This is a genomic window from Kitasatospora sp. NPDC088351 (assembly GCF_040685575.1).
GTDB lineage: Bacteria > Actinomycetota > Actinomycetes > Streptomycetales > Streptomycetaceae > Kitasatospora.
Genome location: NZ_JBFBIL010000053.1, coordinates 1 through 20,131 on the forward strand (window position 1 = coordinate 1; position 20,131 = coordinate 20,131).

Consider the following 20,131-nt stretch of genomic DNA (forward strand, 5'->3'; position numbering starts at 1 on the left):
GGCACAAGATCATCCGACACGTGGAGCACTCTGCCGCCCGAACACATCAACTGCCAAGCCCCTGAGCTGAACTCATTTTGAAACGATCAGTAAGGAGAGTCGACGCTCTATGAGAATCCGCCGAATGGCCACCGCAGCGGCCACCGTAGCTGTGCTGGCGCCCCTGCTGGTCCTGACCGCCGGGACCCAGGCGAACGCCGCGCCGACGGCCGTCGTCCACACGTCGCTCGAACCCGGGGTTGATCAGCCGTCGAAGACCGACCAGTGCCTGGCGGCCTACAACGTCAACTACTGGGCGGGGGGCGCCTCCTTCGCTCTCGGCCAGCTGCACGCCTGCCTGGGCGACTGACCACCCCCGCGGGGCGTCAGCCGTTCAGCTGCCGCAGCACCAGGTCGCGGTACGGGATCGCGACCGTCGGGTTCCCGATGATGCCGAGAGCCTTCTCGGTCTCCTCGATGAGCTCGGCGGCCCCGGCAGCCGTGGCCCGGTTCACTTCGGTCTCGATGAAGGTGCCGACCCCGGCCACCGTGTCGATGCTGACTGTCACACCGGCGGTATCCGGATGCCGGTAGCTGGTGCGTGTCTTCTCGACCCTGACCAGCTCCCGCATTCCGATGCAGTCGGGCAGCCGTTCCGCCGTGGAGGCCTGCCCGCCGTCGCGGAGAACGACGTTCGTCTCGACCTTGGACACCACGTCGTCACTCCCGTGCGTCGTCGGGTTGGACGCGGGCTTGTACGTGATTTCTGCGAAGTCGCCCCGGTGCCGCACCCGTAGGCACTCCACGGTCGCCAGGTAGTCCACATCGGGGCGGCTGTAGTACGTGTCGATCTCGGTCACCGGCGCGCTGCCCACACAACCGAGTTCGGCAAGCAGGGGCCGAACGCCCGCACCGCCGTCCGGAAGCTCCCGCTTCCGCTCCACCTCGATCGTGCCGTCTTCCATGTCACCCTCCCGTGTTGACCGCCGAGTACACGCGGGCCGGATTGCTGAATGGAAATGCACGGCCGACCCCAGGGCGGCCCGACGATCCTCCGTATGGGAGGGAGTTCGGGGCTCTTGGGTCAGTGCGGGCGACCGTGGACGTGCCCGAGGCCGGCCGTGGAGCAAGGCCCGGCCTCGGTGGGGTGGGCTGAGGTGGAGTCAGCAGTTGGGGGTGGGGAATTCGTTGGCGCGGATGGCGTCGACGAAGGACTGCCAGGAGTTGGGGGAGAAGGTGAGGACGGGGCCTTCGGGGTCCTTGGAGTCGCGGACCAGCTGGCCGGGGTGGCCGTCGGCCACCTCGACGCAGAGACCGCCGTTGTTGTCGCTGTAGCTCGACTTGCGCCATGGAGCCTTGGAGGCATTGGCCTTGATGGGTGCCATGTTGAGAAGTCCTTCCCTCACACTGCGGATCAGGGCGGCGCTTTCTCGGGGAGACAGCGCGTTCGCCTGGAGGAGATCATAAGTCCGCTGCGTGCGTTGGACCTCCCTTGGATCCTCGATGAAGTGTCCATAATCCAGGCTTTCGGAGTAGATCCGCGTCTTGCCGTCAGGCGACGTGATCAGCGACATGGGAGTGCCGAACGGGGCGCGTGCACCGAGAGTGAATGGCGCGATCTGGTGCACGATGTCGGGGAGTTCCCCCATCCGCAGCAAGTGTCCGAGTTGCTCGTACATGACCTCGGGGCCGCCTACCAGCGAGCGGATGGCTGCCTCGGAGTGCACAACCATGAAGAGAGGCCCGTCGTCAGGACTGGTCAGCCGGTGTTGACGAGCGAGCCGGGACGTCACCCGCTCCTCGATCAACTCGGGGTTGCCTGCTGCGCTTCCCGACTCGAACAGAGCTCGGGCATAGGCCTCTGTCTGGAGGAGACCTGAGATACGTGCGATCTGGAACTCGCAGATCGTCGAGGCCTTCTCCTCGAAGCCCGCGTAGCGCCGGAACCAGTCCGGGTGATCCACCCGCGCGTACCAGTCGATCTCCTTCCACAGCGCCATCAGCTGACCGCCTGTCTCCAGCAACTCGTCGGCGGTGATGACGAAGTCCTCCGGCGGGGTGCGCGTGCCGGCCTCGATCCGGGAGACGTGGGGGCGGCTGCACGGGACGAGCGCGGCCAGTTCGCCCTGGGAGACGCCCTTGGCCTCCCGGAGGCGGCGCAGGACGGCGCCGAACACGGCGCCCGCGCTCGATCGCAGGTTCGGGTTCGTGGACTTCTTGCGGGTCATGGTGCGAGCCCCCTGTGTCATGGCGTGCCTTGGAACTGGCTGATCCCTCGTCACCCGATCCGGAACAGCCGATGCTTAATCATGGAACTGCCGGACGTACTTGCACTAGTGAGTGCACGAAGCGCCGCGCCCGCGCGCGGAAACCCCCATGCATCCAGAAGGTGGCACATCCATGCCCGAAGCCCTTGACAGAACCCTCGGTGACCAGTTCTGCTCGCTGCCCCGCCACCCGACCTCGGCTGCGGCGGCGCGCATACTCCTCCGAGGGTTCCTGTCCGACTTCAAGGGCGGCGAACACTATATCGAGGACGCAGAGTTGATCATCACCGAGCTGATCACCGCCGCCGTGCTGCGGCCCTGGAGACCCGAACACCTGCCCATCGACGTGGTGTTCGACCACTCCGCCTTCACCGGGCTGCGGATCGAGGTGTGCGACACCGGCCTGCCGGTCCGTGAACGCCTCCCGGTCGGCGGCGGGGGATCCCCGGGCCTGCGGCTGGTCCGCGAGCTGTCCGCCGACTGGGGCCACGAGTTGGTCGAGTGCGGCACGGTGACCAGTCGCTTCTGGGCGCACCTCGCACCGCCGCCACCCCTCTGACGCGGACGGGCCCACACCCGAAGGGGCGGCGGCGCCATCCGCGCCGCCGCCGCTCTCAGATGCCCAGGGACTCCAGCACCCGGCGGACCGCCTCGATCACCGGGACGCCCGCCGTGACCATCGACGCGACGCCGTTGATGTTCCTGAGCGCCTGCCGCAGGGTGCCCGGCGGCACGTTCTCGCCGGTCCCGATGGCCTCCAGGGACTCGTCGATGACCTGCTGGTCCTCGGCCGGCACCTGGTTGCGCAGGAGCTGGACGGCGGTGATCATCTCCCGCATCGCGGCCCGGGGGTCGGCCGGGGCCTGGTTCTTGATGATGCCGACGTTGTGGTCGCCGTGCTGGGTGACCGAGTCGCCGATGTGGAAGCTTCCGCTCACCAGTTGACCTTCTTTCCGGTGTTGTTGTCGCCGAACTGGTTGATCTGGTCGCCGATGTGGACGTTCTCCACCTGGAGCTGGAACTCGGCCTGGGGGTTGTCGATCGCCTCCATGATCAGGCCGATGAGATGGTTCACCTCCTTGACGTCGGTGCTCACCACCGCCGTGTCCGACGAACTGGAGGTCTCGATGACCAGTTGGTGCAGTATCGGCCGGCGCAGCCGCCTGACCAGCTTGACGATGTTCAGCACGAACAGCGCCAGCACCACCAGCGCCGCGAACGTGGCCAGGCCGGACGGCGACGACGAGTCGCCGATGTTCTCCGTGATCGCCAGGGCGACCGCCCCGAGGACCACCACCAGGATCTCGGCCTTCAGGAAGGCCCGTACGGCGTACCCGCGTCTGGGCACGATCTCGAACCGCCGGGCCCGCGCGATGTTCTGCAGCGGGTAGGCGTCGGCGCCCACCCAGAGAACCCGCCTGCTCACTCTGACGTCGATGACGTCGCGTCTCCGTGCCATGGGACACGTTCCCCCGATCCGTCCCGCCACCCCGCCGGCGGCCCCGCAGACCTTGCGGAGGAGCAGCACCTTAGCAACAGCTTCCGCTGCGGGGACTGCTCTCTGCGGAAAGGTTATTGACGGAACGACAGAGCATGCGAAAGGGCTCCCGAACGGATGTCCGTCCGGTCCGGACGTTCCGGCTTCACGCGCTGCGGCCGGCGAGGACCTCGCGGATCACCGGGCGGGCGCGCCATGGGCCTCGGGGGTCAGGATGCGTCGAGACCGGCCAGCCGCTGGAGGGCGTGGCGCACCTGATCGACCGTCTGCGGGCGGGTGTCCAAGGTGAGGTGCGTGGACGCACCCTCGATGTACGTGTTGATCGCGCGGGCTGTCTCCTCGTCGAAGTAGGTCCGGAGTGCGGTGAATCCGGCGTCGATCATCTCGTGGACCAGCGGACGGAATTCGGAGCGGTGAGAGGCGATGGCGTAGAGCTCGTACGTGAGGTGGTAGATGTTCTGGTCCACGCCGAAGTCGTCGTAGATGAGCGCGATCACCGCATCGATGGCGTCGACGGGCTCCAGGATGCGCTCGAACCTCTTCTGGACGAGGTCGCGGATCCGCTGGGTGAAGCGGTGGAATGCCTCGTAGAGGAGTTCGTCGATGCCGGAGAAGTGATACGTCATCGAGCCGAGCGGGACTCCGCAGCGCTTGGCGACCACCCGGTGGGACGTTCCTGCCACGCCCTGTTCCGCGATGCAGTCGACGGCGGCGTCGATGATGCGGTCCCGACGTCCCGCGTCGACTTGATTGGCCATCGATTCCGCCTCCGGACTGCGTATGGGCTGCGCGTTGTACAGGGATGATCGTACGCGAGCCGACACAGCGGGTGGCGGCCCTGTCGGGCGGCCACCCGCTGGCCTATTCCGCCAGCCAGACGGCGCAGTCGGCGGGAAGGAGGTCCGTCACGCCGTCCGCGCTCGCCACGAGCACGCGCGCGCTCGCGGGAATCGGCCAGGGCGCGGAGCCGAGGTTGAGCACGATCCGGGTGGCTCCCCGGTCGTTGGTGACGTCCAGTGCCACGAGATCCGGTCCGAGGTCGACGAGCGCGAGCGACCCGTTCCCCAGCTGTCGCTGCCGTCGTACGGCGAGCAGGCTCCGGTAGAGCTCCAGGGTGGAGCCGTCTCGGCCGTGTTGCCGGTCCACGGCGTAGTCACCGAAGTCGGCGGGCTGCGGGAGCCATGAGGCGCCGGTGTCGTTGAAGCCGAACGCCGGGGCGTCCTTCTTCCAGGGGATCGGCACCCGGCATCCGTCGCGACCGAGGCGGTGCCCGCCCCCGCGAAGGAAGTCGGGGTCCGTGCGGGCGTCGGCGGGGAGCTCGATCACCTCGCGAAGGCCGAGTTCCTCGCCTTGGTACAGGTACGAGCTGCCGGGGAGGGCGAGCATGAGCGCCGTCGCCGCCCGCGCCCTTCGCAGCCCGAGTTCGGTGTCCGGCCGGGGCTCGGTGGCCTCGAGTATCCACGGTGCCATCGTCGGGTCGGCCCGCACGAGCCGGGTCGCGTGACGAATGACATCGTGGTTCGAGAGCACCCAGGTCGCCGGCGCGCCGACGGAATCCGCGTTCCGCAGCGTGGTCCTGATCTGTGCCCGCAGGGCTTCGGCATCCCAGGTCGCGCGCATGTAGTCGAAGTTGAACGCCTGCTGGAACTCGTCCGGTCGCACGTACAGGGCGAGCCGGTCGTGGGGCGTCACCCAGGCCTCCGCGACCATCGCCCGCTCCCCGGGGTAGCTGTCGAGGATCGCCCGCCACTCCCGGTAGATGTCGTGCACGCCGTCCTGATCGGCGAACGGCACGGCGTTGGTGGGGAGCGCGCCCCTGTTGTACGCGTCCCAGTCGGCATCGAAGTCGGAGAGGCCGGGCGCCTTGACCAGGTGGTGGGCGACGTCGATCCGGAAACCGTCGACGCCCCGGTCCAGCCAGAACCGCAGTGTCCCCGCGAACATCTCCCGGACTTCGGGATTCTCCCAGTTGAGATCGGGCTGCTTCCGGTCGAAGAGATGCAGGTACCACTGTCCGTCCGCCACCTGCGTCCACGCCGGTCCGCCGAACTCGCTGGGCCAGTTGTTCGGCACCCCTGGGGAATCGACGAACCAGTACCGGGCACGCTCGGGAGAACCCGGGCCGGCCGCGAGTGCCGCCTGGAACCAGGGATGCTCGTCACTCGTGTGGTTGGGCACGATGTCGATGATCACCCGGATACCGAGCGCGTGTGCGGTCGCGATCAGGTCGTCCGCATCGGCGAGCGTTCCGTACATCGGATCGACGTCGCGGTAGTCGGCGACATCGTATCCGCCGTCCGCTTGCGGAGAAGGATAGAAGGGAGAGATCCAGATCGCGTCGACACCGAGGTCCCGAAGGTAGGCGAGGCGGTGCTTGATGCCGCCGAGATCGCCGTTCCCGTCGCCGTCCGAGTCGGAGAACGAGCGCGGGTACACCTGGTAGATCACCGCGGTGCGCCACCATTCCGCGGTGTCGAGAGCATCGTGCACGTGCTCGACGGCGGAACCGGTCATCGCGTGGTGCTTTCGCAGGCTCATGCCTCGCCCTCCGGTGCGAGAGAAACGGACTCGGCACGACGCCTCCGCAGGTCAGCGAGGATCTGCGGATGCTCCTTGTCGAGGTGGTAGAAGGCCAGGACGGCGGCCATCGCGATGGCGAAGACCAGGGGCAGCCAGATGAAGACGAAGTCGATCGCGCTGATGGCGGATGCCGGCTGAGTCGCGCCACCGCCCTCTCGGAATCCGCCGAATCCAAGCATCCAGCCGATGGAGACACCGCCGAGGGCGCCGCCGATCTTCTGCCCGATGGTCGCACCCGCGAAGACGAGCCCCTCGGCGCGAAAACCGCTGCGCCACTCCTCGTACTCGATCGTGTCGGCGACCATGCCGAACAGAACCGCGAACATGCTTCCCACGCCGACGCCGCCGACCGAGAGACCGGTGAGGACGACCGGAAGCGACGAGGGAGCCACCGCGATGACCAACTGCCCCACGACCATCGCGACGCATCCCAGCAGCGAGATATTGCGCTTGCCGATCCGTCTCACCAGGGGGATCGCAAGGAACACACCGGCGAATTCGACGATCGTGCGGAACGTGAAGAGCATCGTCGCGAGGTTCTCGTCACCCAGCGTGTACTGGGCGTAGTACGGGTAGACCCCGACAAGGCCGTACGCCGACAGCAGCAGGATTCCGAGGAGCGTGAGCTGGAGCCAGTACTTGTTGCGCAGCAGCGACGCGAGACCCTCACGGGTCGTGAACGGGCGGCCCACCGCCACGACGGGGGTCACCGCGTCGGATGAACCGGCCTCGTCCGGCGCGCGGGACGAACCGACGCGCTCCTTGCAGAACACGAACACGATGAAGAAGAGGACAACGGCAAGTCCGCCGTACAGCGAGAACGTCAGCGTCCACGCACCGGCGCCTCCGCCGAACGCATCGACGAGCGGCATGGTGAGCGCGGCGACGATGAGTGTCCCCACATAAGCACCGACCATGCGGAACGTGCTCAACAGGCCACGATCCCCGGCGTCTTCGGTCATAAGAGCGCTGAGAGCCCCGTAGGGGATGTTCATCGCGGTATAGATGACGACACCCGAGATCATATAGGTCGCGAATGCGTAGACTATTTTACCGGTCTCACCGAGGTTCGGAGCCGAGAACAGAAGTGCCGCACTCGCGCCATAAGGAACGGCAAGGAAAAGCAGCCACGGCCGGGCCTTTCCGAACCTTGAGCTGAGCTTCTCCATCAGCACGCCGACAACGAGGTCCCATACTCCGTCGAGCAGACGGGCCACCAGGAACATCGTGCCGACGGTTGCTGCCGGAATTCCGACGACCTCAGTGTAGAAGAACATGAGGTACGTGCCCGTCGCGACATACACGAGGTTGAACGCGAGGTCGCCACTCGAGTAGGCGACTTTTTCCGGAAATGGGACGCGAGCTGTCACCGAGCCGCTGGTTCTTGGCATCACAAACGGTCCTTTCGAGGCTCCGGCAGAGCGCCTCGTCGCTGAGGTGAGGAAAGGCATGCGTTGCGTGCGCACACCGCTTCACGGGCGGCGCGCGGAGTCGCTGTCGTCGGCCGATCGCCGAGATGATGTACGACCGTACACCGCGACGTGTACGACCGTACACCCGGCGTTCGACTTGCTCCACCCTGGTGTTCCCCGAGCCGATGCGGCTTTCGTCCAACGCCTCGATCCGGCGTCGGGAAGCTGTCGATCGGTGCCGTGTCGCCCCGTCGTACGGAACTCGGCCCAGGGGATCTCCGCGCCGTAGGCGCGGGAGGGGGCAGTAACGCCCGCCCCCTTCGAGGGCAACAGTCGGCCCGGGGGCGATCTCGGTGGATCCCGCGTCCTGCACCACCGGCAGCTCGCTGGCGAGCAGCTCAGCCCAGGCCTCCGGCGAGGCGGTCCGCACCGCGAGCGCGAAGGGGGGCTTGTGGGCTACTCCGGCGGCTCTGCGACCACAACCGTCACGTGCACGGCGGTGAACTGCGCGAACCCCGCGTGACCTGCCTCCCGGGTGTGCTCGGCCATGTCGAGCGCGAGCAGGTCAGGGGGCGTCCAGTGCCGGGGCGATGACGGCGAAGGCCCGGGCGGTCAGTTCGGCGGGATCCTCGCTGCCGTCGCTGTCGCTCCACCGCTGCAGCACGGCGTCGAAGGCGGTCAGTGCCATTCCGGCGGCCAGTCGCGGATAAAGGTCGGTGTCGGGGTCGAGCCCCTGGCGGAGCGCCAGTTCTGCGGTCAGCTCGTCGCGCCATCGCGCCTGGCGCTCCAGGAAGCGGGCGAGCAGGGCGGGGGTCCGCAGGATCAGCTGCACCACCCGCAGGGCCCGGTCGGCGTGGTCGCCGCAGGCCCTGACGGGGACCGAGACGGCGTGCAGCAGTGCCACGGAGGGCCGCTCCCCGACGGGGCGGGCTGCCAGTCCGGCGCGCATGCCGGTGCCCAGGTCGGCCAGGAACTGGACGACCACGTCCTCCTTGGACGCGAAGTACCGGAAGAACGTGCGCTTGGACACGCCGGCGGCGGCCGCGATCTCGTCGATGGTGACCACGTCGAACCCCTTCACCGTGAGCAGCTCCAGCGCTGCCGCGGTGAGCTCGTCCGAGACGAGTCGGCGTTTGCGTTCGGCCATGGTGAATTCGGGGCGGGTGCTCACCGGCCCATGGTAACGCCATGCCTTCCGCGGCACTCGGGGGCATCTTGACACCGAGTGACACCAGCGACAGCATGTGCCGAATGACACAGAAACAGCGCTGGACGATCGATCAGATCCCGGACCAGACAGGGCGGGTGTTCGTCGTCACCGGAGCCAGCAGTGGCCTCGGCCTGGCGACCACCCGCGCACTCGTCCGCAGGGGCGGGCACGTGATCCTCGCGGTGCGGGACGTGGGGAAGGGGGACCGGACGGTCGCGGAGATCACCGATCAGCAGCCGGGCGCCGGTCTTGAGGTGCGCCACCTCGACCTGGCCGATCTCGACTCCGTCCGGTCCTTCGCCGACCAGGTGCGCGCCGATCATCCGCGGCTGGACGTGCTCGTGAACAACGCGGGCGTGATGGCGCCGCCGCGATCGCTGAGCGCGCAGGGCCACGAGCTGCAGTTCGCCGTCAACCATCTCGGTCACTTCGCGCTCACCGGGCTGCTCCTCGACCTGCTGGCCGTCGGGCGCGATCCCCGCGTGGTCACGGTGAGTTCGATCAGGCACCGGAACGGTCGCCTGCGCTTCGACGACCTCGCGGGCGGGCGCGGCTACTCGCCGATGGCCTTCTACGACCAGTCGAAGTTCGCCAACGCCGTCTTCGGCCGGGAGCTTCACCGACGGCTGGCCGAGGCCGGCAGCCCGGTGCGCAGCGTGCTTGCCCATCCCGGCTACACCGCCACCAGCCTGCAGACGAGTGGGCCGGTCGGCCTGTGGCGGGTGGTGTTCGGCAGCATCGGAAACCCTCTGCTCGCCCAGGCCCCGGACCGCGGCGCCCTGCCCCAGTTGTACGCGGCGACCGAGCCGACGGTGGAGGGGCCCGGACGGACCGGCCGAGCTGCGCGGCGGACCGACGCGGGTGCGGTTGTCGGCCGGGGCCGCCGATGAGGGGACCGGCCGCCGTCTGTGGGAGGTGTCGGAGCAGCTGACCGACGTGCGGTTCGCGTTTCCGACCCCGGCCTGACGACGGATCCGGCCGGACCGGTGGGGGCGGTTGAACAGGAAGTCGACGGGCCTGACTTCCTCTGCTCATCCGGTGCTCTTCCGGTGCTCTTCCGCCGTGCGTGGTGCCCGAGCCGGCCGCCGATGTCCTGGTGGCTCACCGGTGGCCTCCCCCGATCGGGGGAGCGTTTTCTCCCGCCTTCCCGCGATGCGCGCCCGATACCCCGGAGGCGAGGATCGTGTCCTGCTCAGTCGACGAGAGGACGGTTGTTGAACACGCAAGGCAGCGAGACGTGGGCCACGGGGACGGACCCGTACTCCCCCCGCTCCCAGGGTCCCGGTCATGGCATGCGGTCCCCGGTCGGCAGGAACGGCCTGGCCGTGGCAGCCATGGTGCTGGGTGTCATCGGTCTGATCACCTCGATCATCTCCGTCGGCGGCCTGTTCGGCGTCATCGGCCTGATCCTGGGCATCGTGGCCCTGACGAAGGCCAGGCGGAGCGGCGTCGGCCGGGGCATGGCCATCACCGGAGTGGTGGCGTCGTTCCTCGCGATCGTGGTGTCCGTCCTGGTCGCCGTCTTCATGGTCTGGTACGCCAACAACACGCAGGAGTGCTACCGGCCCGACAGCCTCCGGCAGTACCAGCAGTGCGTCCACCAGCAGCTCACCGGGCACTGACCGGGGCCGGCCCCGTCCCCGGGCGGACGCCTCTCCCGTCGGCTCCGTCGGCGTGAGGGCGTGAGGGCTCAGCTTCGCGCGCAGGTGTCCTGGTAGGGCAGCCCCTTGGCGTAGGTGAGCTCCCAGTCGCCGCGCGAGAGGCCGCCTCCCGCGATCCGGCAGGCCAGACCGACGGGGTCGGCGGTGATGGCGGGAAGGGCACCGAGATCCCAGAGCTGGCCGGAGCCGTCGTCGCGGACGACGAACAGGGATCTGCGGTTGGGGCTGAAACGGACGTCCGCCAGGTCGGTGGCGGAATCGGGCAGGTCGGCGGCCCAGCCCGGCACGGTCGGATCGGCCGTCTCGTAGAGCCGGACGACACCGTTCCGCTGGCCGAGGGCGATCAGCCCACCGTCCGGGTGGTAGGCGACCTGGACCAGCGCCGCGGTCACCGGGATGGTGGCCAGCGGGGCCGGTCCGATGCTCTGCCCCGACTGCCAGAGGCGGACGCCGTCGAGGCCGTCGTCCGCCAGGACTGTTCCGTCCGGTCCGAAGGCCGCGGCGGACGTGCCGGACAGCGGCCTGGTGATGCCGGCCAGCGGGTCGGCAGGTTTGGCGACGGGCACCAGAACCGGCGCGGCGGGATCCGAGACGTCCCAGAGCGATCCCGGAAGGATCAGCCGCCGCCCGTCGGGGCTGAACACCGTCGGCGTGTGCTGAATGGAGGGCAGGGGGTCCGGAAGCGTGACGAGGGGTCCGCCGCCGGAGCCCGTCGGGGCCGTCAAGGAGTTGACCAGCGGGCTGAGCCGCTCGATCAGTTTCAGCTGGACGGGGGCGGAGGGATCGTCCGTGTCCCAGAGGCCCACCCAGGAGTCGGCCCAGTCCTTGCCGCCCGTGACGGCGAGCACTCCGGACCGTGGGCTGAACGCCAGCGATCCCACCCCCGACGGCACCGCGAGAGTGGTCAGCCGCCGGGGGTGGCCCTGGTCGGACACGTCCCAGAGGGTGACCTCGCCGCCCTGCCCGGAGGACACTCCGTACCGCGTGCCGACCGCCACCACGGTGGAGTCCCGGTCGAACCCCACGGCCACGGCCTGCCACCCGGCGCGGCCGGGAAGCACCGCCAGCTCCTGCGGCCTGGCCGGGTCGGAGGTGTCCCAGAGGTGCGCGTCACCCGACCGCCCGCCGACGACCAGCCGGCGGCCGTTGGGGCTGAACGCGGCACTGCGCAGATCCGTGCCCGGAACCGGGGCGATCACGGCCGGGGCCGGGCGGCCGCCGACCAGCCACTGGGAGACCGTCCCGCCGCCGTCGACCTGGAGGACCCGTTGGCCGTCCCCGCTGAACGCGACGGACTCGATCCGCCGGAAACTCCCGGCCCGGGTCTGCTGGTCGAGCTCGTTCCGGGAGGCGGCCACGGCGCCGTGCGAGCCGACCAGGGGCGGCTGGGGCCGGGGGTGCGCCGGGTCCGTGAGGTCCCAGAGCACGGAGCCGCCGTCGGAGGAGGAGGTGATGAGGGACCGGCCGTCCGGCCCGAACGCGAACGCCGAAACGTCGTCGGAGTTGTTGAGGGCCGCCAGTTTCCTCGGCGAGCCCGGGTCGGTGAGGTCCCAGAGGAGGACCGTCCGCCTCCAGCCCGTGGCCAGGACCGGGGCGGTCGGGCTCAGGACGACCGGCCCGTTGATCAGCCGCTCTTCGGCTGTCGCCCTCGGGGCCGTCGGGTCCGTCACGTCCCAGACCTGCCAACCCGTCCCGTGGGTGACGGAACCCGGGGTGCCCGACTCGTCCTTGGCCTCGAACGTTCCCGAACCGGTGACCAGGAGGCGGCCGTCGGCGCTGAATGCCGCGTACTGGGCCTGCGTGGCCGCGACCGGGCCGCCGAGCCGGCGCGGGGCCGCGCCGTCGCCGACGTCCCACAGGGTCAGCGTGCCGGTCGAGCCGCCGGCGAGGAGGGCCAGCCTGCGACTGTCCGGGCTGAACACCGCGGCTTGTACCCGGTCGCCGACCTCGGCGTCGAAGGCCATCCGCTGCGGGTGGTGGCGGTCCGTCAGGTCCCACAGGATGACATCGCTGTCGGCCGGCTTCTCGCCCGCGGCCGCGCCATCGGGGGTGGGGGCCGCAACGGTGACCAGTCGGCGCAGGTCAGGGCTGAAGGCCACCGCCTGGGCCTCGTTGGCATGACCGGTCAGGGTGGCGAGCAGACTCGGGTACCCGGCATCGGTGGTGTCCCAGAGCCGGACCGTCCCCTTCTCCTGGCCCTTCGCCCGCCCGACGGCCAGCATGCCGCCGTCCCGGCTGAAGGCGGCGGTGTCCATGAGCGATCCGACGGCGCCCGGCTGTGAACCGCCGTCGAGACGGGTCTGCTGGAGGGTGGTGATCAGCCCGGTCCGGGCCTCCTGGGTCGGATGGAGGCGCAGCGCGGCCAGGCTCAGCTGGAGCGACAGCTGGGGATCGGTCCCGCGCAGATTCTCGGCCCGGGCCTGGAGCAGGCGTTCCATGGCGAGGTTGCCCTGTTCCACGGCCGTCCGGCGCTGTTGATCGGCCACTTTCTTCTGGTCCCGGGCCGACTCCGCGGCCGTCATGGCGATCAGCGAGAGCGCGATCAGCAGTGCGACGGCGGTGCGGCGGGTGAGGGTACTGCGTCGTCTCAGGCGGATCGAGGCGTCCAGGAAGGCCGAGGCCGTGGCGCCGAGACCGGCCCGCCCGGTGCGGGCTGCCCAGGCACGGGCGGCCTCCAGCCGGCTGCCCCGGTACAGCAGGGCGGGGTCGCGGCGGGGCGTTCGGGCCCAGGCGGCGGCCGCCTCCTCCAGCTGCTGGCGGAGGAGGTTGTCGGCGCGGTCGGTGTCCACCCAGGTGCGCAGGCGGGGCCAGGCGTGCAGCAGGGCCTCGTGGGTGATCTGTACGGTGTCACGGCTCCGGGTGAGCAGCCGGCGGCCCGTGAACCCGGCGAGCACGGCCTCGGCCGCAGCGGGGACGAGCCCTTCGGTGAGCCGCTCCTCCGTGACCGCGCGCCGGGTGTCCTCCGATCCCTCGCCGATTCTGACGAGACGCCGGAAGAGCACCTCGGCGGCCTCCCGCCCGGCTGTGTCGAGCCCCCGGTAGATGGTCTCGGCGGTGTCCGAGACGGCGCCGTGGATCCGGCCGGACGCCTTGTAGCCGTCGACGGTCAGGGTCGAACCGTGTCTCTGCTGCCAGGTGGTGCGGAGCGCGTGGGCCAGCAGGGGGAGGCGTCCGGCCTCGTAGCCGCGCCCGGGTGCCGAGGGCTCCGCGCTCCCGTCCTCCTCGGGCCGGTGGAGACCGCCGGCGGCGACGCCGAGGTCGCTCAGCAGCAGTTCGACCAGGCCCTCTTCGAACTCCAGCCGCTCCCGCTGCGCGGGGAAGAGGATCGCCTCCCGGAGCTCGGTCTCCGACATCGGGCCGATGAAGACCTGGCGGCGCTCCAACGCCTCGTGGACAGGGCGGTATTGGGCGAAGCGGGCGTAGAAGTCCGCGCGGACGCCGTAGACGACCAGAGCCGGCGGGCCGCCGGTGGACGGGCCGGGGGAGTCCGTGAGCCGGGCGAGCGCGGTGATGAACCGTCGTCTCTCGTCCTCCGAGGCGGTCTGGGTGAACAGTTCCTCGGCCTGGTCGACGATCACCATCAGCCGGTCGGCGCCCCGGCTGCGGAGCGCGCCGCCGAGCCGGTCGGCGAGGGCCCGTGGATCGCCGTCCAACTCGCCCTCGACGTCGTCGGGTTCGCTGTCGGTCAGCGCGGCCAGGTGCCTCGTGAGCGCGGCCACGGGGTGGGCGCCCGGCGTGAACAGCAGGCAGGGCCACCGGCGCGAGCCGGGCAGCGTCCCACGGGCGAGCGCGGGCACCAGACCGGCTTGCAGCAGCGAGGACTTGCCGGTGCCGGAGGCCGCCACCACCGCGACCGCCCCGCCGTCCCGCAGGCACTCGTCCAGTCGGCCGGTCAGCTTGGCGAGGGCTCTGTCCCGGCCGAAGAACCACTTCGACTGCTCCGCTCCGAAGGCGGTCATGCCGGGGTACGGGCAGTCGTCGCCGCTCTCCGGGTGGGACTCGATCCGGCGGACGCGGTGGACACCGTCCCCGTGGTGCACGTGCAGGTCACGTACGGTGATGTGCTGGTCCCCGGCGGCCAGGTAGATGGTGCCGTAGCCGGATGCGTAGGCCTCCAGCCGGAGCCCCGGTCCACTCACTGGCCGGTGATGTGCATGTCGTTGCCGGACATGAAGATCTTCGCCTGGTCGGAGGCGGTGGCCCGCATGGTCACCCGGTTTCCGCCGGCGCCGGACTCGGGGCTCGCGCGGTCGAGTTCGGTCAGCATCCCGCGCAGCTCCGTCGCGAGCGAAGGGTCGGCCCTGAGCGCGTCGCGCAAGCGGGTGCGCCACTCGACGGCCAGTTCCTGTTCCACCTGCCGGTCGCCGGAGAGCCGGGCGGCCAGCAGTTCCTCGCGCGTCTCGACCAGCCGGGCCTCGACGGCCTCCGTCTCCTCGGGCCGGTCCGGGTGCCGGCGCCGCCAGAGCGCCTCGAGCGCCTGCTTGGCCTGCTCCCAGCCGTCGGTGGCCAGCCGGCCGACCAGCGCGGCCGCGGCCGTCGAGGCCAGCGCTACCAGTTCGGGATCCATCTCCAGCCCGCCACCTTTTCTATGACGTCACATCAGATGCGTATGCCACCACATTTTGAGACCGGACCGGCGCCCCGGACAACCCGCCCGGCGGTGAGGCCGTGGCGTGGCACCCCGGGCGAGGGGGCCCGAACGGTCGTGTGCGAGGTCGGGCGCCCGGCTTCAGACGCTGCGGTCGGCGAGGACCTCGCGGATCACATGGCGGGCGTTGGCGGCCAGGGCGGGGTTGGTGTGGCGGTAGTAGGGGAGTTGGATCAGGGCGATCGACAGCGCCCAGGCTCGGCCGCGGGCCCAGGCGGCCTCGTCGGCGGCGAGGGCGGTCCGGAACGCGGACCGGGCGATGCCGGGCAGCAGGTTCCAGGCGACGATCAGGTCCACCGTCGGATCGCCGACACCGATCAGGCCGAAGTCGATGACGGCGCCCAGCCGCCGCCCGGCGAGCAGGACGTTCCCGGGGGAGAGGTCGCCGTGCACCCAGACGGTCGGGCCGGCGTGCTCGGGCAGGCGGAGCGCCTTGTCCCAGACCGCGGTCGCCGCCTCGGTGTTGATCGCGCCGTCCAGCCTGGCGATCGCGGCGCGGGTGGCGCCGTCCCGGGAGGCCAGTGGGACGCCCCGGGAGGACGGCGGGCCGTCGGCCGGGTCGACCGCGCGCAGAGCGGTGACGAACCCGGCCAGGTCGCGGGCGAGTTGGACCGGCTCGGCGATGCTGCCGACGATCGGGTTGCCGCCGCCCAGCCAGCGGATCACCGACCACTGCCAGGGGTAGCCGGAGCCGGGCCGGCCCTGCGCGAGCGGCGTGGGGATGGGCAGCGGCAGCTGCGGGGCGAGCCGGGGCAGCCAGTGCTGTTCGCGGTCGACGCTCTCGGCGGCCCAGCCCACCCGGGGCAGCCGCACGGCGAGTTCGGGCCCGAGCCGGAACATCGCGTTGTCCGTGCCGGAGGAGGCGACCCGTTCCAGCGGCAGGGACGCCCACTGCGGGAACTGGACGGCGAGCAGTCGCCTGACCAGGGCCGCGTCGATGTCCGGCTCGTCGGGATGCATCCGCGCGGCAGCACACATGGCGGGCAGCCTATAGCGGATCTCCCCGACCCTCAGCCGGATTTCGAACACCAGGGTGTGGGGATGAGAAGGGGATGAGAAACAGGCGGGAGCGTTGGGTCCTGTGGGGGGCGCTCGGCGGAGTGGCGGCGCTGGCGGTGGCGGCGGTGACCGGGCGGTTCAGCCGGCGGCCCGGTGGGCTGCTGGTGCTGCGGGAGTGGCTTGACGAGCCGTTGCTGTTCGGGACGCTGATCCTCGTGCTGCTCTTCGTCGCCCTGGTGTTCTCGACCGGCCAGGTCCACCTGATCGACCTGGCCGAGTCGGGGGAGCCCCGCTCGTCGGTCTCCCCGGCCTGAACGGGCCGGGGAGGTGCCGGGCGGGCCTGAGCAGGCCTGAACGGGCCTGGCTCGAACGGCCCGCCGGATCAGTCGAGTTCGAAGGCCGCCCGGTAGGCCTTGATGACCTCCGGGTCGCCGAACACCTCCAGCCGGTCCGCGTCGCGCCGGCCCCAGAGCATCAGCAGCAGGTCGGAGGCCGTGCCGCGGACCGCCGCCGCGGCCTTGCCGTGTTCCCGTCCGAGCTGCCAACTCCCGTCCACCGCGCGGAGGGTCCACTCTCCGGCGCCGCCTTCGGCATCCGTGGCGTGCAGGTGCAGGCCGGCCTCCGGGAGGCCGTCGGGGGCGGCCCGGGGAAGGAAGAGGGTGAGCAGTTCGTCGATGCCGTCCAGGGCCAGCGTCCGCTCGACGGGCTCGTCCCGGCCCACCGCGTTGACCGCGTCCCAGCAGTGCACGGCGATCTCCTGGGCCATCCGCCGCTGGATGAAGCCGGCGTTCGCCTGCGTCGACCAACTCCACCTCGGCTCCGCCGGGTCGAGCCGCTCCAGCACCGCCGCGCACTGCTCGGCGCCCTCCGCGAACCAGCCCGGCAGGGCGTCGTCGGCGGGCCGCTCGGGCTCGGTGTACTGGGTGTGCGGGTCGGTGATCTCCCCCTCGGCCACCCTGGTCCAGAACCGGTACACCTCGCCGACGTGCCAGAGCAGGTCGGCCACCCGCCACCCCGGACAACTCGGCACGGTCAGGCCGAGATCGCCGGTGACGGCGGTGAGGAACCGGGTGGTGTCACGCCGCATCGCGGCCGCGTAGTCGCTCTTCTCCATACCGGCGGACGCTACCCCGCGCCGGTACCGCCCGCCGAACCGATTTCGGCTGACGCGGGGGCGGGACGGAGACGGCGGCGGAGGAAGCGGCGCGGCCGGGAACGGAGCCGCGCCACGCCCGGCGCGCCCGGGGGCGTCCGGGACCGGTCGCCGGTACCTGCCAGAATGCAGGGCGTACGGGGAACAACGGGGACAGCAACTCTGGAGAAGGTGACCGGCTTCGTGAGCACGTCAGCCGAACAGGTGGTCAAGCAGGCCCAGCAGGCCATCGAGCGGCAGATCGCCGAGGAGCTGGGCGTCCGCGAGGGGCAGGTGAAGGCGGCCGTCGACCTGCTCGACGGCGGCTCGACCGTGCCCTTCGTGGCCCGCTACCGCAAGGAGGTCACCGGCTCCCTCGACGACACCCAGCTGCGCACGCTGGAGGAGCGGCTGCGCTACCTCCGCGAGTTGGAGGAGCGCCGCACCGCCGTCCTGGAGTCCATCGAGGCGCAGGGCAAGCTGGACGACGTGCTGCGCGCCCGCATCCTCGCCGCCGACTCCAAGGCCCGGCTGGAGGACATCTACCTGCCGTACAAGCCGAAGCGGCGCACCAAGGCGCAGATCGCCCGCGAGGCCGGCCTGGAGCCGCTCGCCGACACCCTGCTCGCCGACCCGGCGCAGGACCCGGCCGCGCTGGCCGCCGGCTACCTGAACGAGTCGGTGGCCGACGCCTCCGCCGCGCTGGAGGGCGCCCGCGCCATCCTGGTCGAGCGGTTCGGGGAAGACGCCGACCTGGTCGGCACGTTGCGTGAGCGGATGTGGACGCGGGGTCGCCTCGTCGCCACCGTCCGGGACGGCAAGGAGCAGGACGGCGCCAAGTTCGCCGACTACTTCGACTTCGCCGAGCCGTACACCAGGCTCCCCTCGCACCGCATCCTCGCGATGCTGCGCGGCGAGAAGGAGGAGGTGCTGGACCTGGAGCTGTCCCCGTTCGACGGCGAGGACGGCGACCTGCCCGGGGAGAGCGACTACGAGCAGCGGATCGCCGCCCGGTTCGGCATCGCCGACCACGGCCGCCCGGCCGACAAGTGGCTCGGCGACACCGTCCGCTGGGCCTGGCGCACCCGCATCCTGGTCCGGCTCGGCATCGACCTGCGCGGCCGGCTGCGGCAGGAGGCCGAGGACGAGGCCGTCCGCGTCTTCGCCGCCAACCTGCGCGACCTGCTGCTCGCCGCCCCGGCCGGCACCCGCGCCACCATGGGCCTCGACCCGGGCTTCCGTACCGGGGTGAAGGTCGCGATCGTGGACGACACCGGCAAGGTCGTCGCGTACGACACGATCTACCCGCACCAGCCCGCCAACAAGTGGGACGCCGCCCTGGCCACCCTGGCCGCGCTGGCGAAGAAGCACTCCGTCGACCTGATCGCGATCGGCAACGGCACCGCCTCCCGGGAGACCGACAAGCTCGCCGAGGACCTGCTCAAGCGCCACCCCGAGCTGAAGCTCACCAAGGCGATGGTCAGCGAGGCCGGCGCCTCGGTCTACTCGGCCTCCGCGTTCGCCTCGCAGGAGCTGCCCGAGCTGGACGTGTCCATCCGCGGCGCGGTCTCCATCGCCCGCCGCCTCCAGGACCCGCTGGCCGAGCTGGTCAAGATCGACCCCAAGTCGATCGGCGTCGGCCAGTACCAGCACGACCTCAGCGAGGTGAAGCTCTCCCGCTCGCTGGACGCCGTGGTCGAGGACTGCGTCAACGCGGTCGGCGTGGACGTCAACACCGCCTCCGCGCCGCTGCTCACCCGGGTCTCCGGGATCACCGGGACGCTCGCGGACAACATCGTCGCCCACCGTGACGCCAACGGCCCGTTCCGCACCCGCAAGTCGCTCAAGGACGTCGCCAGGCTCGGCCCGAAGGCCTTCGAGCAGTGCGCGGGCTTCCTGCGGATCCCGGACGGCGACGACCCGCTGGACGCCTCCAGCGTGCACCCGGAGGCGTACCCGGTGGTGCGGCGGATCCTCGCCGCCACCGGCGGGGAGCTGCGGCAGCTGATCGGCAACGGCACCGCGCTGCGGGCGCTGCGGCCGGGCGACTTCGCCGACGACACCTTCGGCATCCCGACCGTCACCGACATCCTCGGCGAGCTGGACAAGCCCGGCCGCGACCCGCGCCCGGCGTTCCGTACGGCCACCTTCAAGGAGGGCGTCGACAAGATCGGCGACCTGGAGGCCGGCATGGTGCTGGAGGGCGTGGTGACCAATGTCGCCGCCTTCGGCGCCTTCGTGGACGTGGGCGTCCACCAGGACGGGCTGGTGCACGTCTCGGCGCTGTCGAAGAACTTCGTCAAGGACCCGCGCGAGGTGGTCAAGCCCGGTGACATCGTCACGGTGCGGGTGACCTCGGTGGACGTGCCGCGCAAGCGGATCGGGCTGACGCTGCGGCTGGACGACGAGGTCGGCCGGGGCGGTGGCGGCGACCGCGGTGACCGGGGCGGTGACCGGGGCCGTGGTAGCGAGCGCGGTGGCGAGCGGGCGGCGCGTCCGCCGCGCCAGGACCGGCGCGGCTCCGGCTCGGGCTCCGGCGGGTCGGCGCCGCTGGGCAACAGCGCCATGGCGGACGCGCTGCGCCGGGCCGGTCTGACCGGTGGCGGCCAGGGCGGCGGCCAGAACAGCGGCCAGGGCGGGTCCGGCAACCGCCGCTCCGGGCGGCGCTGAGCAGACGACGGCGGGCCGGTGGACATCGTGTCCACCGGCCCGCCGCCGTCGCTTCCCTCGCTGCCCGGCCGGTGC

Annotated in this window: 17 protein-coding genes and 2 pseudogenes; 6 read left to right on the forward strand and 13 right to left on the reverse strand. The window is 70.8% G+C overall.

The window, feature by feature from the left end; all coding sequences use genetic code 11:
- The first annotated feature begins 124 nt into the window (after positions 1-124).
- Complete coding sequence (locus tag AB0P06_RS28740; RefSeq protein ID WP_363612339.1) at positions 125-349, forward strand: hypothetical protein; 225 nt, start codon at positions 125-127, stop codon at positions 347-349.
- 16 nt (positions 350-365) lie between these two features.
- On the opposite strand, the gene AB0P06_RS28745 is transcribed toward AB0P06_RS28740, so the two are convergent.
- A complete protein-coding gene (locus AB0P06_RS28745; RefSeq protein ID WP_363612341.1) occupies positions 366-944 on the reverse strand; it encodes a class IV adenylate cyclase in 579 nt (192 codons plus the stop codon).
- Between the two features lie 198 nt (positions 945-1,142).
- Entirely contained in the window at positions 1,143-2,207 is a 1,065-nt protein-coding gene (locus AB0P06_RS28750; RefSeq protein WP_363612343.1) for a Scr1 family TA system antitoxin-like transcriptional regulator, read from the reverse strand.
- A 172-nt stretch (positions 2,208-2,379) separates the two neighbouring features.
- On the opposite strand from AB0P06_RS28750, the gene AB0P06_RS28755 reads away from it, so the two are divergent.
- Positions 2,380-2,805, forward strand: a complete 426-nt coding sequence (locus AB0P06_RS28755) for a hypothetical protein (protein ID WP_363612345.1) — start codon at positions 2,380-2,382, stop codon at positions 2,803-2,805.
- A gap of 55 nt (positions 2,806-2,860) precedes the next feature.
- On the opposite strand, the gene AB0P06_RS28760 is transcribed toward AB0P06_RS28755, so the two are convergent.
- The 7 genes and pseudogenes from AB0P06_RS28760 to AB0P06_RS28790 form a co-directional block, all read right to left on the reverse strand.
- On the reverse strand, positions 2,861-3,184 hold the full coding sequence (locus tag AB0P06_RS28760) for a hypothetical protein (RefSeq protein ID WP_363612347.1): 324 nt from the start codon (positions 3,182-3,184) through the stop codon (positions 2,861-2,863).
- The gene (locus AB0P06_RS28765) at positions 3,181-3,672 is read right to left on the reverse strand and encodes a DUF6232 family protein (protein WP_363612349.1); all 492 of its coding nucleotides are present in this window, start codon (positions 3,670-3,672) and stop codon (positions 3,181-3,183) included. Before AB0P06_RS28765 ends, AB0P06_RS28760 begins: the two co-directional genes overlap by 4 nt.
- A gap of 281 nt (positions 3,673-3,953) precedes the next feature.
- On the reverse strand, positions 3,954-4,502 hold the full coding sequence (locus AB0P06_RS28770) for a TetR family transcriptional regulator (protein ID WP_363612351.1): 549 nt from the start codon (positions 4,500-4,502) through the stop codon (positions 3,954-3,956).
- 103 nt (positions 4,503-4,605) lie between these two features.
- Entirely contained in the window at positions 4,606-6,258 is a 1,653-nt protein-coding gene (locus AB0P06_RS28775) for a glycoside hydrolase family 13 protein (protein WP_363612419.1), read from the reverse strand.
- A gap of 20 nt (positions 6,259-6,278) precedes the next feature.
- Positions 6,279-7,715, reverse strand: a complete 1,437-nt coding sequence (locus AB0P06_RS28780) for a glycoside-pentoside-hexuronide (GPH):cation symporter (protein WP_363612353.1) — start codon at positions 7,713-7,715, stop codon at positions 6,279-6,281.
- A 304-nt stretch (positions 7,716-8,019) separates the two neighbouring features.
- A pseudogene (locus AB0P06_RS28785) lies at positions 8,020-8,178 on the reverse strand (peptidyl-tRNA hydrolase); the annotation flags it as partial.
- Positions 8,179-8,301: 123 nt separating this feature from the next.
- Positions 8,302-8,883, reverse strand: a complete 582-nt coding sequence (locus tag AB0P06_RS28790) for a TetR family transcriptional regulator (protein WP_363612420.1) — start codon at positions 8,881-8,883, stop codon at positions 8,302-8,304.
- 104 nt (positions 8,884-8,987) lie between these two features.
- On the opposite strand from AB0P06_RS28790, the pseudogene AB0P06_RS28795 reads away from it, so the two are divergent.
- Both AB0P06_RS28795 and AB0P06_RS28800 read left to right on the forward strand, forming a co-directional pair.
- A pseudogene (locus tag AB0P06_RS28795) lies at positions 8,988-9,912 on the forward strand (oxidoreductase).
- A 359-nt stretch (positions 9,913-10,271) separates the two neighbouring features.
- The gene (locus AB0P06_RS28800) at positions 10,272-10,568 is read left to right on the forward strand and encodes a DUF4190 domain-containing protein (RefSeq protein ID WP_363612355.1); all 297 of its coding nucleotides are present in this window, start codon (positions 10,272-10,274) and stop codon (positions 10,566-10,568) included.
- A 68-nt stretch (positions 10,569-10,636) separates the two neighbouring features.
- On the opposite strand, the gene AB0P06_RS28805 is transcribed toward AB0P06_RS28800, so the two are convergent.
- The 3 genes from AB0P06_RS28805 to AB0P06_RS28815 form a co-directional block, all read right to left on the reverse strand.
- Entirely contained in the window at positions 10,637-14,746 is a 4,110-nt protein-coding gene (locus AB0P06_RS28805) for a hypothetical protein (RefSeq protein WP_363612357.1), read from the reverse strand.
- The gene (locus AB0P06_RS28810; RefSeq protein ID WP_363612359.1) at positions 14,743-15,174 is read right to left on the reverse strand and encodes a hypothetical protein; all 432 of its coding nucleotides are present in this window, start codon (positions 15,172-15,174) and stop codon (positions 14,743-14,745) included. The genes AB0P06_RS28805 and AB0P06_RS28810 overlap by 4 nt, the downstream gene beginning before the upstream one ends.
- A 162-nt stretch (positions 15,175-15,336) precedes the next feature.
- Positions 15,337-16,233 carry an aminoglycoside phosphotransferase family protein gene (locus AB0P06_RS28815; protein ID WP_363612361.1) on the reverse strand — a complete coding sequence of 299 codons (897 nt, stop codon included), beginning with the start codon at positions 16,231-16,233 and terminating at the stop codon, positions 15,337-15,339.
- 74 nt (positions 16,234-16,307) lie between these two features.
- Here AB0P06_RS28815 and AB0P06_RS28820 point away from each other — a divergent pair, with 74 nt between their 5' ends.
- Positions 16,308-16,568 carry a hypothetical protein gene (locus AB0P06_RS28820; protein WP_363612363.1) on the forward strand — a complete coding sequence of 87 codons (261 nt, stop codon included), beginning with the start codon at positions 16,308-16,310 and terminating at the stop codon, positions 16,566-16,568.
- Positions 16,569-16,636: 68 nt separating this feature from the next.
- Here AB0P06_RS28820 and AB0P06_RS28825 read toward each other — a convergent pair whose 3' ends face one another.
- Positions 16,637-17,368: a maleylpyruvate isomerase family mycothiol-dependent enzyme gene (locus AB0P06_RS28825; RefSeq protein ID WP_363612365.1), complete on the reverse strand. Its 732-nt coding sequence runs from the start codon at positions 17,366-17,368 to the stop codon at positions 16,637-16,639.
- Positions 17,369-17,590: 222 nt separating this feature from the next.
- On the opposite strand from AB0P06_RS28825, the gene AB0P06_RS28830 reads away from it, so the two are divergent.
- Positions 17,591-20,056, forward strand: a complete 2,466-nt coding sequence (locus tag AB0P06_RS28830; protein ID WP_363612367.1) for a Tex family protein — start codon at positions 17,591-17,593, stop codon at positions 20,054-20,056.
- Positions 20,057-20,131 lie beyond the last annotated feature (75 nt).